Here is a 16833-nt window from a genome sequence, read left to right on the forward strand (position 1 = left end):
CGTTAGCGTGGGACACGAGACCTCCGAGCATTCGGGCGTGGCGTCAGCACCCACACCTTCGCTCGGAGGTCTCCTCGTTGGATCAGGCCTCGGCGCCGTCAACAACGCTCATGGGCAGTACAGCTAGTACGTCCCTCTGCGCCTGGCGGATGCCGACGGGTCGGTGGTCCGCAGTTACTCGCTCTCCGCGCCGGCGGGTCCCGAGCTGCGGATCTCGGTCAAGCGGGAGGGCCGGGGGAGCGCTCTGGTGCACGCCCTCCCCGTCGGCGGAACCGTCGAGGTCGCCGCCCCGAGGGGCGGCTTCGGCTTCGACCCGGGCGTCGCCGGACCGGCCGTGCTGATCAGCGCGGGCATCGGGGTGACACCGCTGCTCTGCTGCCTGCTGGCCCAGGCCACCGGCCATCCCGAGCGTCGGGTCATCTGGGTGCACGTCGCCCGCTCGCCGGCCGAGCACTCCTTCGCCGCGGAGGCCGAGGCCGCGCTGTCGGCCATGCCGGCGGCGGTGCGGCACCTGCGCTACACGGCCGCGGAGGCAGCGGTGCGGGGGGACGCAGCCGGCCGGCTCTCTCTGGAGGCCCTGGCCGGCCTCGGCGTGGACGCGTCCTTCTCCGCGTACGTCTGCGGGCCGGACGGATTCGCCGCCGGGGTGCGCCGGATGCTGGACGCCCTGGGGGTGCCGGCGGACGCCGTCCACGTCGAGTCGTTCGGTCCGGTCCAGGACGCGGGGGGCACGACCGGCCGGCCCGCCCGCACGCCGACACCGCCCGCGTCCGGTGGACCCCCGGTCACCTTCGCCCGGGCGGGCGTCACCACGGCGTTCGATCCCTCGCGGTGGACCAGCCTGCTCGAGCTCGCCGAGGCCTGCGAGGTGCCGGTGCGGTGGTCGTGTCGCACCGGCGTCTGCCACCGCTGCGAGACCTCCCTGATCGACGGTTCCGTGGACTACGCGCCCCAACCGCTCGAGGCGCCCGGCGGCGAGCTGGTGCTGATCTGCTGCGCCCGGCCCACGACCGCGGTCACCGTCGACCTGTGAGTGTGGGGCTGCTGCCGGGGGCCCCGGCCCCCGGCAGCACACGGGCCGGCGGTCAGCGGGCCGGGTCCACCACCAGGTCGGGCCGCCGCGGCGCGGGCACGAGCGTGTCCGCCACCGACGTCCGGACGCCGAGCCGGTCGGCGATCTCGTCGGCCACCCGCAGCGCGTTCGCGATGATCGTCAGTGTCGGGTTCACCGCGGTGCTGGAGACGAAGAAGCTCGAGTCGGCGACGTAGAGGTTGTCGACCTCGTGCATCCGGCAGTGGAGGTCCAGCGGCGCCGTCGTCGGGTCGGGGCCGAAGCGGATGGTGCCGTTCTGGTGCGCCACCCCGCCGATCCCCAGCTGGCCGCCGGCGTACTGCCGGTTCTCGTACACGTCCTGCTCGCAGCGGATCGAGTCGAGCAGTTGCTGCAGTCGCATCCGCAGGCGGGCCACCTCGGCGGCGTTGGTCCGGGTGTAGTGCAGCCGGATCCCGCCGTCGCGGTCGACGGTCACCCGGTTCTCGTCGAGCGGCAGGTCCTCGGTGGTCAGCCAGAAGTCGAGCGAGTGGCGGGCCAGGTCGGCCGGGTCCCGCGCGTCGGGGACGTCGAAGCCGATGAGGACGGCGTCGCTCTTGCCGTTCATCTGGATGGAGCCGACCGGGTACCCCCAGTCGGGGTCGAAGGGGTCGGACCAGTAGAAGTCGTTGACCCCGAGCGTCTTCTGGAACCGCGTCGGGTTGGGCGTCTTCGAGAACGCGACCAGCCCCGAGTTGTTGTGCAGCATCAGGTGACGGCCCACGTGCCCGGAGCCGTTGCCCAGTCCGGCCGGGTGCCGGTCGCTCGCCGAGGCCAGCAGCAGGGCCGCCGAGTTGACCGCCCCCGCGGCCAGGACGACGACGTCGGCCGTGTACGCCTCCCGCCGGCCGTCCCGGTCGACGACCACCCGGCTGACGCTGCGCCCGGAGGGATCGGTCTCCAGCCGCACCACGCGCGCCCTGGTCCGCAGCGTCACGTTGGGGTGCCGCAGCGCCGGCTCCACCGTCATGACCTGTGCGTCGGCCTTGCCGTTGACCAGGCACGGGAAGCCGTCGCAGGTCGCGCACCGGATGCACGCCGACAGGTGGGGCTGCGCCTCGTCGAGGAGGATGCCGTTCGGCAGCGAGAACGGGTGCAGGCCCGCAGCGGTCAGGTCGGCGCGCAGCTGCGCGATCCGGGGCTCGTCGCTGATGGCCGGCCACGGGTAGGGACCGTCCGCCGGTGGCTCGTCCGGGTCCTCGCCCCGTGTGCCGTGCACCTGGTAGAGCCGCTCCGCGCGGTCGTAGTAGGGCGCGAGGTCGGCGTAGGAGATCGGCCAGGCAGGGGAGACGCCGTCCACGTGCTGCACCGAGCCGAAGTCGCGTTCCCGGAAGCGGTAGAGGATCGCGCCGTAGAACTTGGTGTTGCCGCCGACGTAGTAGTGCTGCTTGGGGGAGAACCGGCGGCCGTCGGCGCCGTCGGTCCACTGCCCGCTGTTGTGGTAGCGCTTGTCGGCCCAGAGCGCCTGCGGATCCCAGTTCTGGGTCTCCCGGGGGAGCCAGTCGCCCCGCTCGAGCAGCAGGATCTGCTTGCCGGTGGGGGCCAGGGCCCAGGTGACGGCGCCCCCGCCCGCTCCGGACCCGATGACGAGAACGTCGGCGTGCTCGGTCATGGTGCCTCTCCTCGCGGTGTCAGGTGATCGCGAGCGGCGTCACCCACGCTCCCGTGGCGCCGCGCAGCTTGGCGTGGCTGACCACGAGCAGGAACTCGCGCAGCCCGGCGGCGGCGGCCTCGGCCAGCCGCAGGTTCTCCAGCACGACGACGCCGTGCCGGACGTTGAGGGTCTGCGGGACGACGAACGGCTCGGCCGGGTCCTCCGCCGGCACCGGCCCGTAGCTCCAGGTGTCGCAGCCGGTCAGCGCGACGCGGGACGCGGCCAGCATCTCGGCCAGGTCACGGCCGGGCCCGGGCTCGCCCGCGGAGTACCGGTCGTCGTCCACGCCCCACCAGCCGCCCCAGCCGGTGTGGAACAGCACCGCGTCCCCCGGGCGCAGCGACCGGCCCTCCAGCGCGGACTCGGCATCGGCGACAGTGACGACGTCGCCGGGCTCGAGCCGGTCGACGCCGCGGACGGCGGCGATGTCGAGCAGCAGGCCGCGGGTGACGATCTGCGGCAGCGTCTCGACGCCGAGCCGGTTGGTGCCCCAGTCCTCGGCGACGTCGGCCAGCCGGTGGCCGTTGTAGGTGCGGTCGCCGACCTGCAGGTGGTTGAGGGCGTCGAGGTGGGTGCCCATCTGCTGGGTGGCGGTGATCTGCTCGACGATCCAGTTCACCGAGTTCCGGCCCCAGCCCTCCGGGCTGCCGCCGGCCCGCCGACGGTTGACGTAGTGGGAGTTGGTCGTCAGGTACGACCGGAACGTGCGGCCCGGGAACGCGGGGACGTCGGCGTGCAGCACGTGCGCGAGGTCGAACACCCGACCGCTGCGCACCAGCGAGACCGCGGCCAGGACGCCGGCCGGGGTGATCTCGTTGAGCGCTCCGGCCTCGTCGTCGGGTCCCCACCGGGACGGGAACCACCCCGCCGTCCGCTCGTCGACGGACGGCGGGTGCGACAGCGCCGTCATTCCGACGACCAGGTGGTCTCGAACGACGGGTAGAGGGTCAGCCCGCCGTCGACGAACAGCGTCTGACCGGTGATGTAGGCGGCCTCGTCCGAGCACAGGAACGCGGTGGCCGCCGCCATCTCCTCCGCCCCGCCGGCGCGGCGCATCGGGATGTGGCTCTCCACCATCCGCCGCTTGACCGGGTCGTCGATCCACGACCGGTTGATCGGCGTGACCGTCGCCCCGGGACCGATGCCGTTGACCCGGATGCCGCGGCCGGCGTACTCCAGCGCGAGGGTCCGGGTGAGGTTCTGCATGCCGCCCTTGGAGACCGAGTAGCCGACGAACCGGGGCTTCGGGATGACCTGGTGGACGCTGGAGACGTTCACGATGCTGCCGCCGCTCCCTCCGGACAGCCAGGAGCGGATCGCCCGCTGCGCGCACAGGAACGCGCCGCGCAGGTTGACCGCGAGCACCTTGTCGAACGCGGCCACCGGGAGTTCGTCGCTGTCGGCGGCGATCTGGATGCCGGCGTTGTTGATCAGGAGGTCGACCCGGCCGTACTCCGCGAGCACCCGCTCGTACATCGCGGCCACCTGCTCCTCCTGCGAGACGTCGGCGGCGACCAGGATCGGGTGGGTGCCCGCAGCCGACATCTCCTTCATGCAGATCTCGACGCCGTGCTCGATCGCGTCCCGGGTCTCCTCGGCGCCCGTGGGCGGGCCGACGTAGTTGATCGCGACGTCCACGCCCTCCTGGCCCAGCCGGATGGCGATCGCCTGGCCGATCCCCGAGCTGCCGCCGGTGACCAGCGCCTTCTTGCCCCGCAGACCGTTCACGTCCCGCTCCTGTCCCTCAGTACCTGTCGGCGTCCCTCCGAGAAGAAGGCGACGGCGTGGTCGATCGCGACGATGCGGGATGCGCCGGACGCGGCTCCGAAGGAGGCGTTCCAGAACGGGTCGGCGGACGGCGGTCCCTCGTGCGGCCCGACGTAGAGATACGGCTCCGGCATCGCCTCGTCCCCCGGGGAGGCGCCGTAGTTGACGGCGCCGACGGCGATGCCGAGGTCGAAGTGCTCGGGCCAGAGCACCGGTGTCATCGGCTCGCCGAGCTGCTCGGCGAAGCGGCGCAGCGCGGCGTCGCCGAGGGCGAACCAGTCGGCGAGCCGCCGTGCGGCCCTCGGGTCGACCGGCAGCTGCGCGTCGGGGTCGGCCGGCGTGGCCGGGGTGTAGCTGCCGCGCAGCCCGAGCTCCACGCCGGCGAACCGCGCCGCACGCCCCAGGGTGGTGAGCGGCTGGGAACGTCGCGTGTCCCCGCGGATCACCAGCAGCTCGTCGCCCACGACGGCGAGCTGCCGATCCCCGAGCCCCACCGTGGTGGCGAAGCCCCCCGGGCAGGGCCGCAGGCGGATGGTGCCGCTGGCGGCGAACTGACCCGCGGCGAGGACGTGCTCGGCCACCCGGTGCCAGCTCGTCCGCGTGGCCACCAGGACCCGCGGTGCAGTCATCGTCATGCCCCGGAGTCCCGCCCGTGCCCGGTTGCGTTACACCCGGATCCCGGCCTGTCCCGGGGCGCGTTCCGGCGATGGACCGCGTGACCCGGTGCCGGAGAGCCCTACCCCCGCCGGCGGGAGGCCTGTCAGGCTGGTCCCCGACCCGACGGAGGCGTCCGGAGCGGCGTGCACCGGGAGGGAGCGGGACGGGCCATGAGGCTCTCGTCGGTCGAGAGGTCGCCGGTGGCACCCGCGCGGGAGGAGCCGGTGCTGCCGCCCTTCGGGCGCGAGGACGCCTCCGTGGAACCCGTCATCACCACCAAGCTCTTCGTCCCGTCGCTCGGGACGGGCCCGATCGAGCGACCGCGCCTGCACGAGCGGCTCTCGCGAGCCGTGGACGCCCGGCTGACCCTCGTGGTCGCTCCGGCCGGCTGGGGGAAGAGCACGCTGGTCGCGCAGTGGCTGCGCGGGGTCGGCGTGCGGAGCGGCTGGCTGTCCCTGGATGCCGCGGACGGCGACGTGACCCGCTTCTGGCGGTATCTCCTCCTGGCCGTGCAGCAGGCCGACGCCTCCGTCGGGTCCGCGGCGCTGCGACGCCTGGACTCGGCCGGCGCCGACGTCGTGCGCGACGTCCTGCCCGTGCTCGTCAACGGACTTGCCTCCACCGCCGACCTCGTGCTGGTCCTGGACGACTACCACGTCGTCGGCAGCCGGCCGGTGCACCGGTCGGTCGCCGCCCTGCTCGACCACGCACCGGGCTCGCTGCACCTGATCGTCATCTCGAGGACCGATCCACCTCTGTCGCTGAGCCGGCTGCGCGTGGCCGGTGACCTGGTGGAGATCCGGGCCGAGCAGCTGCGGTTCACCGCCGAGGAGGCGGCGCGCATGCTCGACCGCGCGGCGGTGCCCGACCTCTCGGCCGACGACGTGCAGCGGCTGGTCGCGCGGACGGAGGGCTGGGCGGCCGGGCTGCAGCTGGCGGCCCTGCGACTCATGGACCGCCCGGACCGGGAGGCCCGCGGGGCCTTCATCGACCGGTTCACCGGCGCGGACCGGCACGTCGTCGACTACCTCGGGGAGGAGGTGCTGGGATCTCTGCCGCCAGGGCTGCGGGCGTTCCTGCTCCAGACCTCGGTGCTGCCGCGACTGTGCGCGCCGCTGGCCGATGCCGTGACCGGCCGCGACGACGCCGTCCGGATGCTGGACGAGGTCCAGCGGGCGAACCTGTTCCTGAGCGCGCTCGACGACGAGGGCCGGTGGTTCCGCTTCCACCAGCTGTTCCGCGACCTGCTGCGGTACGAGCTGGAACTCTCCCGGCTCGCGGATCCGGCAGTGCTGCACCGGCGGGCGGCCGAGTGGTTCCGGGACCACGGGAAGCCCGGCGAGGCGATCGGGCACGCCATCGCGTCCCGGGACCTCGGTCTCGCCGGGGCGCTGATCGGCGAGACGTGGCGGGCGGAGTTCAACCTCGGCCACCTGCGGACCGTCCAGGGTTGGCTGGACGCGCTGCCCCCCGCACAAGTCGCCGCCGACCCCCGGCTCACCGTCGCCCGGGTCTGGCTGCACATGGACCGTGGCAGGCTCGACGAGGCCGGTGCGGCGCTGTCGGCCGCCGCTCCCGTCGCCGCCGACGACGTGCACGTCGGGGTGCTCCGGGCGCTCCACGCCTTCAAGGCCGGAGACCTGCCGCGGGCCGGGGAGCGGCTCGCTGCCCTACGGGGCCGGCGCGCCGACCCCTTCCTCGTCACCGTGCAGCACCTGGTGGGCGGGAACTGCGCGCTCTGGCTGGGCGAGCTGAAGCAGGCGGACGAGCGGCTGCGGCGCGCGACGGCTCTGGCCGAGGACACCGACAACCGGCTCGCCCAGATCTACGCCCTCGGGGCCCGGGCGCTGGTCGCGGTCCTCACCGGAGACCTGCGGTCGGCCGAGGCGGTGCTCGCCCGGACCTCTGCCGTCGTCGCCGACGCCCGCGTCGACGGCCACTTCGTCGCGATGTTCCCCGCCCTGGCGGCGGCGCGGCTGGCCGTGGCCCGCGGCCGGTGGGACGACGCCACGGTCGCCGCCGGTGCGGCTGCCGAGCTGGCCGGCCGCGGCGCCGGGCGGATCGAGCAGGCCGCCGCGCTCATCACCGCGGCGGAGGCGGCGCGCCACGCCGGACCGGACGGGGCAGCAGACACCGAGCGCTGGCTGAGCGCGGCTGCCGCGGTGCTCCGTCACTGTGCCGATCCCGGTCCGACCGTCCGGAACTGGTTCGGCCGCCAGCAGCGTGCCCGTCGGGTCCGTCCGTCCGCCGCGGCGCCGACGGACCGGCTCACCGAGCGCGAACTCGCCATCCTCGCGCTGCTCCCGACGACGATGTCGCAACGGGAGATGGCCGGCTCGCTGTTCGTCAGCCTGAACACCATGAAGACGCACCTGCGGTCGATCTATCGCAAGCTGGGCGCCGAGTCGCGGGACGACGCGGTCCTGCGCGCCCGGTCCCTGGACCTGCTCTGACGACCGCTGGTCGGCCCGGACCGTCCGGCGTCCCCGGACGGTCATCCGGCGAGCCACCCACCGTCGGCGATCACGATGGAGCCGGTGACGTAGCTCGCCTGCGGCGAGCACAGCCACACCGCCACCGCCGCGATCTCGTCGGGTTCGGCGATCCGGGACAGCGGCACCCGCTGCAGCAGCCCGGCGCTGACCTCGGAGGTCATGCCGGTCCGGGTGACGCCCGGCGCGACGGCGTTGACCCGGATGCCGGTCCCGGCCAGCTCGACAGCGGCCGCCCGAGTGAGCCCGTTGACCCCGTGCTTGGCCGCGATGTAGGCGCCGTTGTCCGGCATGGCGGCATCACCCAGCATCGAGGAGGTGTTGACGATGGCGCCGCGGTCCTGGTGGCGCATCTGCGCGATCTCGGCGCGCATGCAGTGCCAGACGCCGACCAGGTCGACCTGGAGGACCCGCAGGAACTCCTCGGGCGGGTACTCGTCCAGCGGCAGGAACGGGCCGGCCACCCCCGCGTTGTTGTGGGCCGCATCCAGGCGGCCGAAGCGGTGCACGGTGTCGTCGACCACGCGCGCCACGGCGGAGAGATCGGCCACGTCGGCGACGAACGCCTCCGCCTCCGCTCCCGAGGAGCGGACCAGGTCGGCGGTGACCGCGAGGCCGTCCTCGTCGACGTCGACGAGTGCGACGGCAGCTCCGGCGCGGGCGAAGAGAACCGCGCTGGCGCGGCCGATCCCGGACGCCGCGCCGGTGACCAGCACGGCGCTGCCGGACAGGTCGTCCATGGGGCCCCCGGGGGCTCGTCGCCGGGACCTCGCGGGTGAGGCCCTCCGCACGCCCCAGGATGGACCGGCCATCAGCCGTCGTAGTAGTCCTCGAGCGCGGCCCGCAGCGCGGCCCGGCCGCGGTGCAGCAGGACGCGCTGGTTGCCGGCCGACAGGCGCAGCGCCGCGCAGGTCTCCTCGGCGGACATGCCCTGCACGTCGCGCAGCTCCACCACGAGGCGCTGCCGCTCGGGCAATCCGGCCAGTGCCCGTTCCAGCCGCTGCCCGATCTCCTGGTTGAGCAGGCCGTCCTCGGGCTGGTCCCACGGCCGGGGCGCCCCCGTCGAGGTCCAGTGCCCGGGGTAGGCGCCGTCCGGTCCCTGGAACCGGGCCGGGTCGACCGTGGGCCCGGACGGCGCCGAGCCGGTCAGATCCGCGGAGGACACGACGCGCGCATCCCGCTCCCACCGGCTCTTCGCCCGGTTGATCAGGATGGAGAACGTCCAGCTCCGGACCGAGGAACGCCCCTCGAACCGCGCGATCCCGCTGATGACCCCGAGCCACGCCTCCTGGACCACGTCCTCCGCGGCGTGCCGGTCGTGGACGTAGCGCCGGGCGACGGAGAGCATCACCGGAGACCACGCGTGGACGACGGCGGCGAACGCGGCGGCGTCCCCGGCGCGCAGCCGGTCGAGCAGCTCCGCATCCGACGGTGCGGCACCCACGCCGGGCACGGTCTCCCTCTCGGCGGCGTCCTGGTCGGCGGTGTCCGGGTCGACCGGCGCCGGGCGGCTGAGCGAAGGCATCGTCCCTCCCCGGGCTGTCTGGGAGTGAGCCTCGTCCGGCAGGGGAGGGCATGCCTCCCCCCGAGGGCGATCTCACCCGGGTGAGATGAGGGCGCGGTGGATGCCGCCGGCTCTCCCCACGGCGCACCCTGGCGGCATGCCCGAGCGGTTCTACCGGATCACGGTCAGTGGGATCCTCACCGAACGCCTCGCCGCGGCGTTCGAACCGCTGGGTCTCGCCGGCGTCGACGGGGGTCGAACGGCACTCTCGGGGGTCTGCGTCGACTCCGCCGCCCTCTTCGGGGTCCTCGACCGCATCCGCGATCTCGGCCTGGAACTGGTCGGCGTGGAGTCCTCCGACGTCCTGACCAGCCCCTAGCCCGGCCTCCGCGAGCCGACCCCGTGCTCGTTCCCGCGGGCACCCGAGGCGACGGCCTCGACGGCCCGGTGCAGGGCGTCGAGCCGCCGGTGGAGCGCGTCGACGTCTGCGCGGGTCGCGGACATCCGGGCCGGCTTCAGCCAGACGACGATGCTGCCGCCGGGACTCAGGGCGGCCTCGGCGACGTCGCCGGCACCGTCGGCGCCCTGCGCACGCAGGGCGGCCTCGACGTCGGCGCGCCGCAGCCCTTCCCTCCGGAGGAGCCTGTCCAGGAACCGGCCGTCCCTGATCAGCGGGACGTCGGCGCCCTCGAACAAGCGCACCGCCCGATCGGATCGGGAGACGACGCGGACGACCACCGCGTTGGTCGCGATGAGGACCGCGGCGGCGAGCAGCCCGCCGGTCACACTGTCGTCCGGGCCGATGAGCGCGTCCTGGACGACGTTGGAGAGCAGCAGCACGACGACGAGGTCGAACGAGTTCAGCTGTGCGAGGTTCCGCTTCCCCGCGACCCGCAGGAGGAGGGCGAGCGCGGCGTAGACGGCGATCGTGCGGACGACCTTCTCGCCCGCCGGGACGTCGAGGGTCCAGATCTCGGACATGGCAGGCGCGGACGGCTCAGGTCATGCCGCGGCCCGGGCCCGGTCCCAGGCCGCGCGCGCCCGGTCGGTGGTGGGGTCGAAGTCGGCCTTGGTCCGCCGGAACAGATCCTGCAGGTCCCGCCAGAGCTGGTCGGCGGACGGGCGCCCCCAGTACCAGTACCCGCAGTAGACGCGGTCGATGACCAGCCCCGGCGCCAGGATCAGCGTGTGCGGCACGGTCGCCGCGTGGTGGGGGTCGGTGTACTCGTCGATCTGCAGTGCGGACTGGACCTCCAGGTCGCCGTCCGACAGGAAGGTCCACCACGCGCCGGTGGAGCTCTTCATCCTGTGGGTGTCGTGCAGGTCGTTCGGCAGGACCGTGACCAGTGAGGTGAAGGCGATCGGGAGGATCTCCTGCAGCCTGAGCAGCTCCCGGTGGTAGGCGCGCTCCCGAGGACAGTGCTCGCCCCGGCCCAGCTGCAGGACCATGGCGTCGGAGCCCTGCAGCTGGGACAGGCGCCACGTCGTCCCGTTCTCGTCGGGCAACTCGAAGTCGCGCAGCGTCGCCCCGACGTCCAGCCCGGTGCTCATCGGTCCTCCTCCGTGCCGGGACGGACGCCGGCAACGCTCGTGCGGATGCGGTAGACGCTGGTCAGCGCCGTGACGTAGAGGCCGCGGCCGTCCGCGTCGCCCCACGCGATGTTGTGCGGGCTCTCGGGCAGGTGCAGCGTGCCCAGGTGCCGGCCGTCGGGGGCGAGGATCCAGATGCCGGACGGCCCGCAGACGTACAGGGTGCCGTTCCGGTCGACCTTGATCCCGTCGACCGCGTCCTCGCCCTCGGCGCCGGTCATGTCGAAGAAGACCCGCCCCCCGGACAGCGAGCCGTCCACCGCCACGTCGTACCGCATCACCACCTTGCGGGCGGGGTCCCAGTTGCCGACGTACAGGTGCCGCTCGTCGGGCGACAGGGCGATCCCGTTGGGCCCCGCCAGCTCCTCTGCGACCAGCTGGACCGCGCCGTCGCGGACCGCGAAGACGCCGCTGAACGGCAGTTCCCTCTTCGGGTCGTCGTGGCCGCCGGGCAGCCCGAACGGGGGATCGGTGAAGTACAGCGTGCCGTCCGAGCGGTACACGAGGTCGTTCGGGCTGTTCAGCTGCCTGCCCTGGTACCGGTCGGCCAGGACGGTGACGTCCCCGTGGGGTTCCACGCGGAGCACCCGCCGGTTGCCGTGCTGGCAGATCGTCAGGCGCCCCTGCGGGTCGAAGGTCAGACCGTTCGAGCCGGGCTGGGCGAAGCGGCCGATGTCGACGCCCGCGTAGCCGCTGTGCGAGCGGAACACCGTCACCCGGCCCCGGGGGCTCAACCGGTAGATGTGGTTGGTGTTGGGCGAGCTGAACAGCAGCGCCCCGTCCGCCGTCCACACGGGGCCCTCGGTGAACTCGAACCCGCCGGCCACGCGCTCGAGCTGCGCGCCGGGGTCCAGGATCGCGTCGAGGGCGGCGTCCGCGCGCGTGACCCGGTGGTCGACCGGCTCGGTCCGCCGCGCCTGCTCGGGGCGGTAGAAGTCCAGCGTCGCCCCGCGCAGCCAGATGTAGTTGCGGGGAGACGCCGAGATGGGGCCGTTGGCGCCGAAGACCGCGATCCGGAACGTCTGCCCAGGTCGGGCGTCGTCGGTGAGCAGCACCCGGTTGGGAGCGTTGAACCCGGCCACCACCTGACCTCCGGCGTCCCCGAGGGCGACGGGGAGCCGGCCGTCGACCCACACCTCGGCGTAGTCGTCCACGACCACCTCGAAGACGACGGTGCACCCGGTGGGGTCGAGGTCCCCGATCCGCTCGGGCACGGTCACGCTCAGCCGGTACCAGTTGAAGCAGACCCTCCCGCCGGCCAGGCGCAGCTGGGTGTCGGCGGGGGAGAGCACACGCCAGTCGGAGTCGTCGAAGTCGGCCGGTCCGGCGTGCGGCAGCACGTCGAAGGTGCGATTCGGGACGGTGCCCGGTCCGAGGGGGTCGGTCTCCGAGCCGACCTCGACGAAGTCGATCTCCGCGACCCGTGCGTCGCTGTACCGCCAGGTCGTACCGGTCGACGCGGCGCCCTCGTCGGTCTGCAGATCGATCACGGCGGCCGGGGCGCCGGGGAGGAGCTGCGTGGGCCGGGGGAGGTCGGCGGTCGCGCTGGGCCTGATCGGCGCGGGAGCCGCCATGGCTACGCCACCACCTTCGTCACGAAGTACAGGAACGGGTCCGAGACGTCGACGAACTGGTGCGGCACACCGTTCGGCACCACGAGGACGTCGCCCTCGCCGAGTTCGTGAGTGGTCCCACCGTCGATGGACTCGGCGCGCAGCTCGCCCGGCCCCACCTCTCGCGCGGAGCGCATCGTGCCGCCGGTGACCACCGTGGCCCTGCCCCGGACCACCCGCATGACGTCGACGACGGCGGCGTGGTACTCGACCGCTCCCGGTGCGGTGCGCCGCCCGGCGTCGACCTTGTAGCGGGCGGTGTCGAGGAGCAGGCCACCCTGCCGGAACTTCTCGTCGAGGTCGCCCGCGGGGATGTGGACGGCGTCCTGACCACCGGCACCGGAGGCGGCCCGCCGGCCGGCGTCCCGTCCGATCTCGGCCAGCTCCTGGTCCTCGTCGGCCGAGGAAGCACCGCTGACGCCGACCGCGCCGACGACGTGGCCGTCCACCTCGATGGGCATGCCGCCCTGCAGGGGCACCGCGCCGGCCAGGTGCAGGGCCGACGGCCGTCCACCGGCGGCCTGCCGCTCGAAGTCCCGGCTGGGCCGCCGGTAGATCGCCGCGGTGCGCGCCTTGTCGGTGGCCACGCCGACGCTGGCCACCTGCGCCGCGTCCGGGCGCCAGAGGTACACCAGGTCGCCGCCGGCGTCGACGGCCGCCGCGACCGGGGCCACGCCACGGGCCGTGGCCGCGTCGGCGACGGCCTGGACGGCCACCTGGGCGGCCGTGACGCTCAACGCCGGGACCTCGCGCGTGCTGATCTCCGCGGCCGCGCCGGCCGCGGAGACCGCCTCGTCCTCGTCGGGAGTCTCGCCGCTGGCCCCGATCGCGCCGACCACCTGGCCGTCGACGGTCAGCGGCACGCCGCCCGTGAGTGCCCGCGCACCGGAGAGGGCCAGGGCGCCCAACCGCCCGTCCGTCACCTGCTGCTCGATCTCCCGGCTGGGGCGGACGAAGATCGCGGCGGTCCGGGCCTTGTCGATGGCCACCTGGTCGCTGGCGACCTGGGTGCCCTCGGTACGCCGCAGGGCGAGCAACCGTCCCGATGCGTCGACGATCGCGATGACGACCCGGTAGCCGTGTTCGGTCGCGTGCTTCTCCGCGGCCGTGAGCACGGCGTCCACGCCGACCCCGTCCAGGACCTTGCGCGTGCGCACCACCGTCATGGCGGTCACGCTCCTCTCGTGTTCAGGACGGCCACCCACACGGCCGTGTCCGCAGTGATGAAGAGCCGGTCGCGAGCGCGACCGCCGAAGGTGAGGTTCACCGCGCCGCCGGGGACGGCGATGCGGCCGAGCAGCGTCCCGTCGGGAGAGAGGACGCGGACGCCGTCGGCACAGCAGACGTAGACCCGGCCGTCCTCGTCGACGGCGAGCCCGTCGGGGGCGCCCGCGGGCGCGACGTCGAGGACGCGACGGGATCCCAGGGCGTTCCCGCCGACGACGTCGTAGGCGTAGACGTGGTGCGGTCGGTCCGGGTGGTAGCTGCCCGGGCCCTGGACCGCGCCGCTGTCGGCGACGTAGAGCACCGTCTCGTCGGAGGAGAAGGCCAGCCCGTTCGGCTTGTCGAGGTCGTCGGCGACCATCTGGAGCCGACCGGTCATCGGATCGAACCGGTACAGCGCATCGGGCAGAACCGGGCTCGGCCGGAAGTGCTGCAGGTGGCCGTACGAGGGGTCGGTGAACCAGATCGTCCCGTCCCGGCGCACGACGACGTCGTTGGGGGAGTTCAACGGACACCCGTCGTGGTCCTCGACGAGGGCCGTGGTGGCCCCGGTGCGGGGGTCGAGGGCGGACAGCCGCGCCGGGGAGTCGAAGCCGCCCTGCTCGCAGACCAGCAGGCGGGACGCCCACGCGGTCATGCCGTTCGGCATGACGGTCCTCCCCGGCACCGCGGTTCCCCCGTCGGCTCCGCGATCCGCCTCGTCGCGGTCCGACGCGACCCGCTTGACCAGCGCCGCGGGCGGCCGGCCGCTCGGCACCGTCGTCACGTAGAGGGCGCCGTCCAGGTACGTCGGGCCTTCGTGCGCGTCGCACCGGGCCAGGACCGACAGCGACGGGCGGGAGCCCACGACGGCGGCGAGACCTGCGTCGGCGGGGAGGAAGGCGTCCGCCAAGAGGTGGGTCACCGCTCACCGGACCGGTCGTGCGCTCCATCCGCCGCTCGCGCGGCGCCGGTCCTGCTGCCGTGAGAACCCATGTCGGTCCCTCCAGTCGCCGCCCTCGCCACTCCGCGGGAGCTCGTGCAGTCGTTGTCCGGGATCGCCCTCGGGCGTTTCACCGGCGGTCGCCCGAGGGCGACCGTCACGAGCGGCGCCCGTGCCGGGAGGGTCCCGACGGCGTGGTCGGTGGCAGGAGCCGGGCGTTGCCGTGGGCCGGCACGAGCGGAGATCTCGGCGGTCCGGGCGTGTAACCACCGGGCTGCTGCTCCGACCAAGGGAGTGGAAAGGCACCCGCTCCGGCGGGCCGCCGACCCCCGAGGCTCCCTCGCCACGGGCGAACGTCGAGGACGGTCAGGAGTGGTGGGTCATGTCGAGCAGCACGAGGAACGGGGCGGCCGGGCTTCTCGAGCTGGCCCGCCGCGAGCAGGGCGCCGTCGAGGTGGCGCTGTTCTGGGACCAGCGCACCAGCAACGCGGTGGTCGTCGTCTGGAACTGGAGCTCCGGGGTGTGCCTCCAACTGCAGGCCGATCCCGATCAGGCCGGCTACGCCTTCGCCCACCCCTACGCCTTCGCCGCGGCCTCCGGCGTCCCGTCGGGCGACATCCTGCAGGCCGCCTGAGGACACCGGTCATGACCCGTGCCGATGGAGTTCCTGGTCGCATGGACCAGCAGCCCGCCCGCTCCGGCAGACCCCAGGGGCGCCTCCCGGGCAGGCGCAGGAGATGGGGGTGGCTGACGGCAGGCGCGCTCACCGTCCTCGCTGCCGCAACCCTCGTGTGGTTCCAGCCCCAGAAGCTGCTGTACGACCAGCGAGTCGACGAGGTGCTGCCCAGCGCGGCCGCCACGGGGTCGCCGGCTCCTGGATCGACCGACTCGACCGCCGCGGCGCGGCCCCTGGAACTGGCCTCGGGCCGCTTCACCTCTCGCGAGCACGAGACCGAGGGCACCGCTCGCCTCCTCCGCCTGCCCGACGGCCGGGTGATCGTCCGGTTCGAGGGGTTCGCCACCTCCAACGGCCCGCTGCTGGTCGTCTGGTTGACCAAGAACCCGGCCCTCGGCCCCGACGAGGCCTTCGACGACGACCACGTCAGCCTGGGCCCGCTGAGGGGGAACATCGGTGACCAGAACTACGCCGTCCCCGCCGACGTCGACAGCACCGCCTACCTGAGCGTCGTCGTCTGGTGCGACCGCTTCGACGTCCCCTTCGGTGCAGCCGACCTCGGCCCGTCGACGTGACCGCGGCCCGCCGGGCCGCGGGACGAGCAGACCTCCTGGAGAAGTCATGCCGCATCCGTCAGGAACACCAGCTCGCGACCACCCCGTCATGGCGGCCGAGGCCGGCCGCATCGAGCCGGCACCGCGCCGGGTGAGGGCCACCCTGGGCGGCCGCACCGTCCTCGACTCGGTCCGTGCGCGCTACGTCTGGGAGTTCCCCTACTACCCCCAGTACTACATCCCGCTCGAGGACGTCGACGACGCCGTCCTGGTCGACGAGGGCCGCGAACTGCGCCTCCAGCGCGGAACCGCCCGCCGGTACGGTCTGCGGGCGGGGAGCGAGGAACGTCCCGCCAGCGTGCGTGTCTTCGGCGCCGACGCGGTCCACGGGATCGCCGGCACCGCCCGCTTCGACTGGAACGCCCTCGACGCCTGGTACGAGGAGGACGAGCAGATCTTCGTCCATCCTCGCAATCCGTACGTGCGGGTGGACGCGCTGCCGTCGCACCGCCACGTCCGTGTGCACCTGGACGGTCGCCTGCTCGCCGACACCAGGAGCCCCGTGCTGGTCTTCGAGACCGGGTTGCTCACCCGCTACTACATCCACCGCACCGATGTGGCCCTCGAGCACCTCGTCCGCACCGACACGCGGACGGCATGCCCGTACAAGGGAGTCACCTCCGACTACTGGTCGCTGCGGGTCGAGGGCGAGACGCCGAAGGCCCACCAGGACATCGCCTGGTCCTACTCCTTCCCCACCCGGCAGCTGCTGCCGATCGCCGGCCTCGTCGCCTTCTACGACGAGAAGGTCGACATCGAGGTCGACGGTGTGCCCCTGCCCCGAGCCCACACACGCTTCGTCTGACCGGGGCAGCTCCGCGCGCTGCACCGGCTGCGTGCGGCGCAGGAGATGCCGGCGGCGATGGCGTACGACGAGTGCCCGAGGCATCCCTGGCCCACCGTGGTGTGGGTCCCGGTCGCCGGCGGGGAGTTCGCCGCGGAGTGCAGAAGGGGTGTGCACCGGGCGCTGCGCGTCCGGCGCCCTCCGCGAGCAGCCGGAACCACCGCAGCAGGTTGCAGGCCCACCCGC

General features: G+C 73.7%; 17 protein-coding genes. 6 read left to right on the forward strand and 11 right to left on the reverse strand.

Features of this window, described 5'->3' with window-relative positions; genetic code table 11:
• The first annotated feature begins 247 nt into the window (after positions 1 to 247).
• Positions 248 to 1033 carry a flavin reductase family protein gene (locus ACI784_RS20475; protein WP_457014700.1) on the forward strand — a complete coding sequence of 262 codons (786 nt, stop codon included), beginning with the start codon at positions 248 to 250 and terminating at the stop codon, positions 1031 to 1033.
• Positions 1034 to 1085: 52 nt separating this feature from the next.
• Here ACI784_RS20475 and ACI784_RS20480 read toward each other — a convergent pair whose 3' ends face one another.
• From ACI784_RS20480 to ACI784_RS20495, 4 genes are read right to left on the reverse strand one after another with little or no spacing between them, the layout of a single operon-like run.
• Entirely contained in the window at positions 1086 to 2702 is a 1617-nt protein-coding gene (locus tag ACI784_RS20480; protein ID WP_457014701.1) for a GMC oxidoreductase, read from the reverse strand.
• Positions 2703 to 2721: 19 nt separating this feature from the next.
• Complete coding sequence (locus ACI784_RS20485; protein WP_457014702.1) at positions 2722 to 3654, reverse strand: cyclase family protein; 933 nt, start codon at positions 3652 to 3654, stop codon at positions 2722 to 2724.
• Positions 3651 to 4472 carry a glucose 1-dehydrogenase gene (locus ACI784_RS20490; RefSeq protein WP_456925478.1) on the reverse strand — a complete coding sequence of 274 codons (822 nt, stop codon included), beginning with the start codon at positions 4470 to 4472 and terminating at the stop codon, positions 3651 to 3653. Before ACI784_RS20490 ends, ACI784_RS20485 begins: the two co-directional genes overlap by 4 nt.
• Positions 4469 to 5146 (reverse strand): hypothetical protein, encoded by a 678-nt coding sequence (locus ACI784_RS20495; protein ID WP_457014703.1) that lies wholly within the window; start codon positions 5144 to 5146, stop codon positions 4469 to 4471. Before ACI784_RS20495 ends, ACI784_RS20490 begins: the two co-directional genes overlap by 4 nt.
• 222 nt (positions 5147 to 5368) lie before the next feature.
• On the opposite strand from ACI784_RS20495, the gene ACI784_RS20500 reads away from it, so the two are divergent.
• Positions 5369 to 7621 (forward strand): LuxR C-terminal-related transcriptional regulator, encoded by a 2253-nt coding sequence (locus tag ACI784_RS20500; protein WP_457014704.1) that lies wholly within the window; start codon positions 5369 to 5371, stop codon positions 7619 to 7621.
• 41 nt (positions 7622 to 7662) lie between these two features.
• Here ACI784_RS20500 and ACI784_RS20505 read toward each other — a convergent pair whose 3' ends face one another.
• A complete protein-coding gene (locus ACI784_RS20505) occupies positions 7663 to 8400 on the reverse strand; it encodes an SDR family NAD(P)-dependent oxidoreductase (RefSeq protein WP_457014705.1) in 738 nt (245 codons plus the stop codon).
• A gap of 71 nt (positions 8401 to 8471) precedes the next feature.
• Positions 8472 to 9185: an RNA polymerase sigma factor gene (locus tag ACI784_RS20510; RefSeq protein ID WP_456925482.1), complete on the reverse strand. Its 714-nt coding sequence runs from the start codon at positions 9183 to 9185 to the stop codon at positions 8472 to 8474.
• Positions 9186 to 9321: 136 nt separating this feature from the next.
• Between ACI784_RS20510 and ACI784_RS20515 the strand changes: the two genes are divergently transcribed.
• Entirely contained in the window at positions 9322 to 9543 is a 222-nt protein-coding gene (locus tag ACI784_RS20515; protein WP_456925483.1) for a hypothetical protein, read from the forward strand.
• Here the strand turns inward: ACI784_RS20515 and ACI784_RS20520 are convergent.
• The 5 genes from ACI784_RS20520 to ACI784_RS20540 are packed head-to-tail and all read right to left on the reverse strand — an operon-like array spanning position 9540 to position 14495.
• Positions 9540 to 10145 (reverse strand): YetF domain-containing protein, encoded by a 606-nt coding sequence (locus ACI784_RS20520; RefSeq protein ID WP_457014706.1) that lies wholly within the window; start codon positions 10143 to 10145, stop codon positions 9540 to 9542. The genes ACI784_RS20515 and ACI784_RS20520 overlap by 4 nt on opposite strands.
• A gap of 21 nt (positions 10146 to 10166) precedes the next feature.
• Entirely contained in the window at positions 10167 to 10715 is a 549-nt protein-coding gene (locus ACI784_RS20525; RefSeq protein ID WP_457014707.1) for a peroxiredoxin family protein, read from the reverse strand.
• Entirely contained in the window at positions 10712 to 12328 is a 1617-nt protein-coding gene (locus ACI784_RS20530; RefSeq protein ID WP_457014708.1) for an SMP-30/gluconolactonase/LRE family protein, read from the reverse strand. The genes ACI784_RS20525 and ACI784_RS20530 overlap by 4 nt, the downstream gene beginning before the upstream one ends.
• 2 nt (positions 12329 to 12330) lie before the next feature.
• Positions 12331 to 13533, reverse strand: coding sequence for a bifunctional GlcG/HbpS family heme-binding protein/cupin domain-containing protein (locus ACI784_RS20535; protein ID WP_457014734.1), 1203 nt, complete (start codon positions 13531 to 13533; stop codon positions 12331 to 12333).
• 5 nt (positions 13534 to 13538) lie between these two features.
• A complete protein-coding gene (locus tag ACI784_RS20540; RefSeq protein WP_457014709.1) occupies positions 13539 to 14495 on the reverse strand; it encodes an SMP-30/gluconolactonase/LRE family protein in 957 nt (318 codons plus the stop codon).
• Between the two features lie 400 nt (positions 14496 to 14895).
• On the opposite strand from ACI784_RS20540, the gene ACI784_RS20545 reads away from it, so the two are divergent.
• From ACI784_RS20545 to ACI784_RS20555, 3 genes are all read left to right on the forward strand, one after another.
• Entirely contained in the window at positions 14896 to 15147 is a 252-nt protein-coding gene (locus ACI784_RS20545) for a hypothetical protein (RefSeq protein ID WP_457014710.1), read from the forward strand.
• 155 nt (positions 15148 to 15302) lie between these two features.
• The gene (locus tag ACI784_RS20550; RefSeq protein WP_457014711.1) at positions 15303 to 15764 is read left to right on the forward strand and encodes a DM13 domain-containing protein; all 462 of its coding nucleotides are present in this window, start codon (positions 15303 to 15305) and stop codon (positions 15762 to 15764) included.
• 88 nt (positions 15765 to 15852) lie between these two features.
• Positions 15853 to 16608, forward strand: a complete 756-nt coding sequence (locus ACI784_RS20555) for a DUF427 domain-containing protein (protein ID WP_456925491.1) — start codon at positions 15853 to 15855, stop codon at positions 16606 to 16608.
• The last annotated feature ends 225 nt before the right edge of the window (positions 16609 to 16833 follow it).

Source organism: Geodermatophilus sp. SYSU D01186 (assembly GCF_054050215.1).

What these genes read in the sequence shown, in the direction of transcription:
- ACI784_RS20480 (WP_457014701.1), bottom strand. Translation starts at nt 2,702, where the DNA reads ATGACCGAGCACGCCGACGTTCTCGTCATCGGGTCCGGAGCGGGCGGG.
- ACI784_RS20485 (WP_457014702.1), bottom strand. Translation starts at nt 3,654, where the DNA reads ATGACGGCGCTGTCGCACCCGCCGTCCGTCGACGAGCGGACGGCGGGG.
- ACI784_RS20495 (WP_457014703.1), bottom strand. Translation starts at nt 5,146, where the DNA reads ATGACGATGACTGCACCGCGGGTCCTGGTGGCCACGCGGACGAGCTGG.
- ACI784_RS20505 (WP_457014705.1), bottom strand. Translation starts at nt 8,400, where the DNA reads ATGGACGACCTGTCCGGCAGCGCCGTGCTGGTCACCGGCGCGGCGTCC.
- ACI784_RS20510 (WP_456925482.1), bottom strand. Translation starts at nt 9,185, where the DNA reads ATGCCTTCGCTCAGCCGCCCGGCGCCGGTCGACCCGGACACCGCCGAC.
- ACI784_RS20515 (WP_456925483.1), top strand. Translation starts at nt 9,322, where the DNA reads ATGCCCGAGCGGTTCTACCGGATCACGGTCAGTGGGATCCTCACCGAA.
- ACI784_RS20520 (WP_457014706.1), bottom strand. Translation starts at nt 10,145, where the DNA reads ATGTCCGAGATCTGGACCCTCGACGTCCCGGCGGGCGAGAAGGTCGTC.
- ACI784_RS20525 (WP_457014707.1), bottom strand. Translation starts at nt 10,715, where the DNA reads ATGAGCACCGGGCTGGACGTCGGGGCGACGCTGCGCGACTTCGAGTTG.
- ACI784_RS20530 (WP_457014708.1), bottom strand. Translation starts at nt 12,328, where the DNA reads ATGGCGGCTCCCGCGCCGATCAGGCCCAGCGCGACCGCCGACCTCCCC.
- ACI784_RS20535 (WP_457014734.1), bottom strand. Translation starts at nt 13,533, where the DNA reads ATGACGGTGGTGCGCACGCGCAAGGTCCTGGACGGGGTCGGCGTGGAC.
- ACI784_RS20545 (WP_457014710.1), top strand. Translation starts at nt 14,896, where the DNA reads ATGTCGAGCAGCACGAGGAACGGGGCGGCCGGGCTTCTCGAGCTGGCC.
- ACI784_RS20555 (WP_456925491.1), top strand. Translation starts at nt 15,853, where the DNA reads ATGGCGGCCGAGGCCGGCCGCATCGAGCCGGCACCGCGCCGGGTGAGG.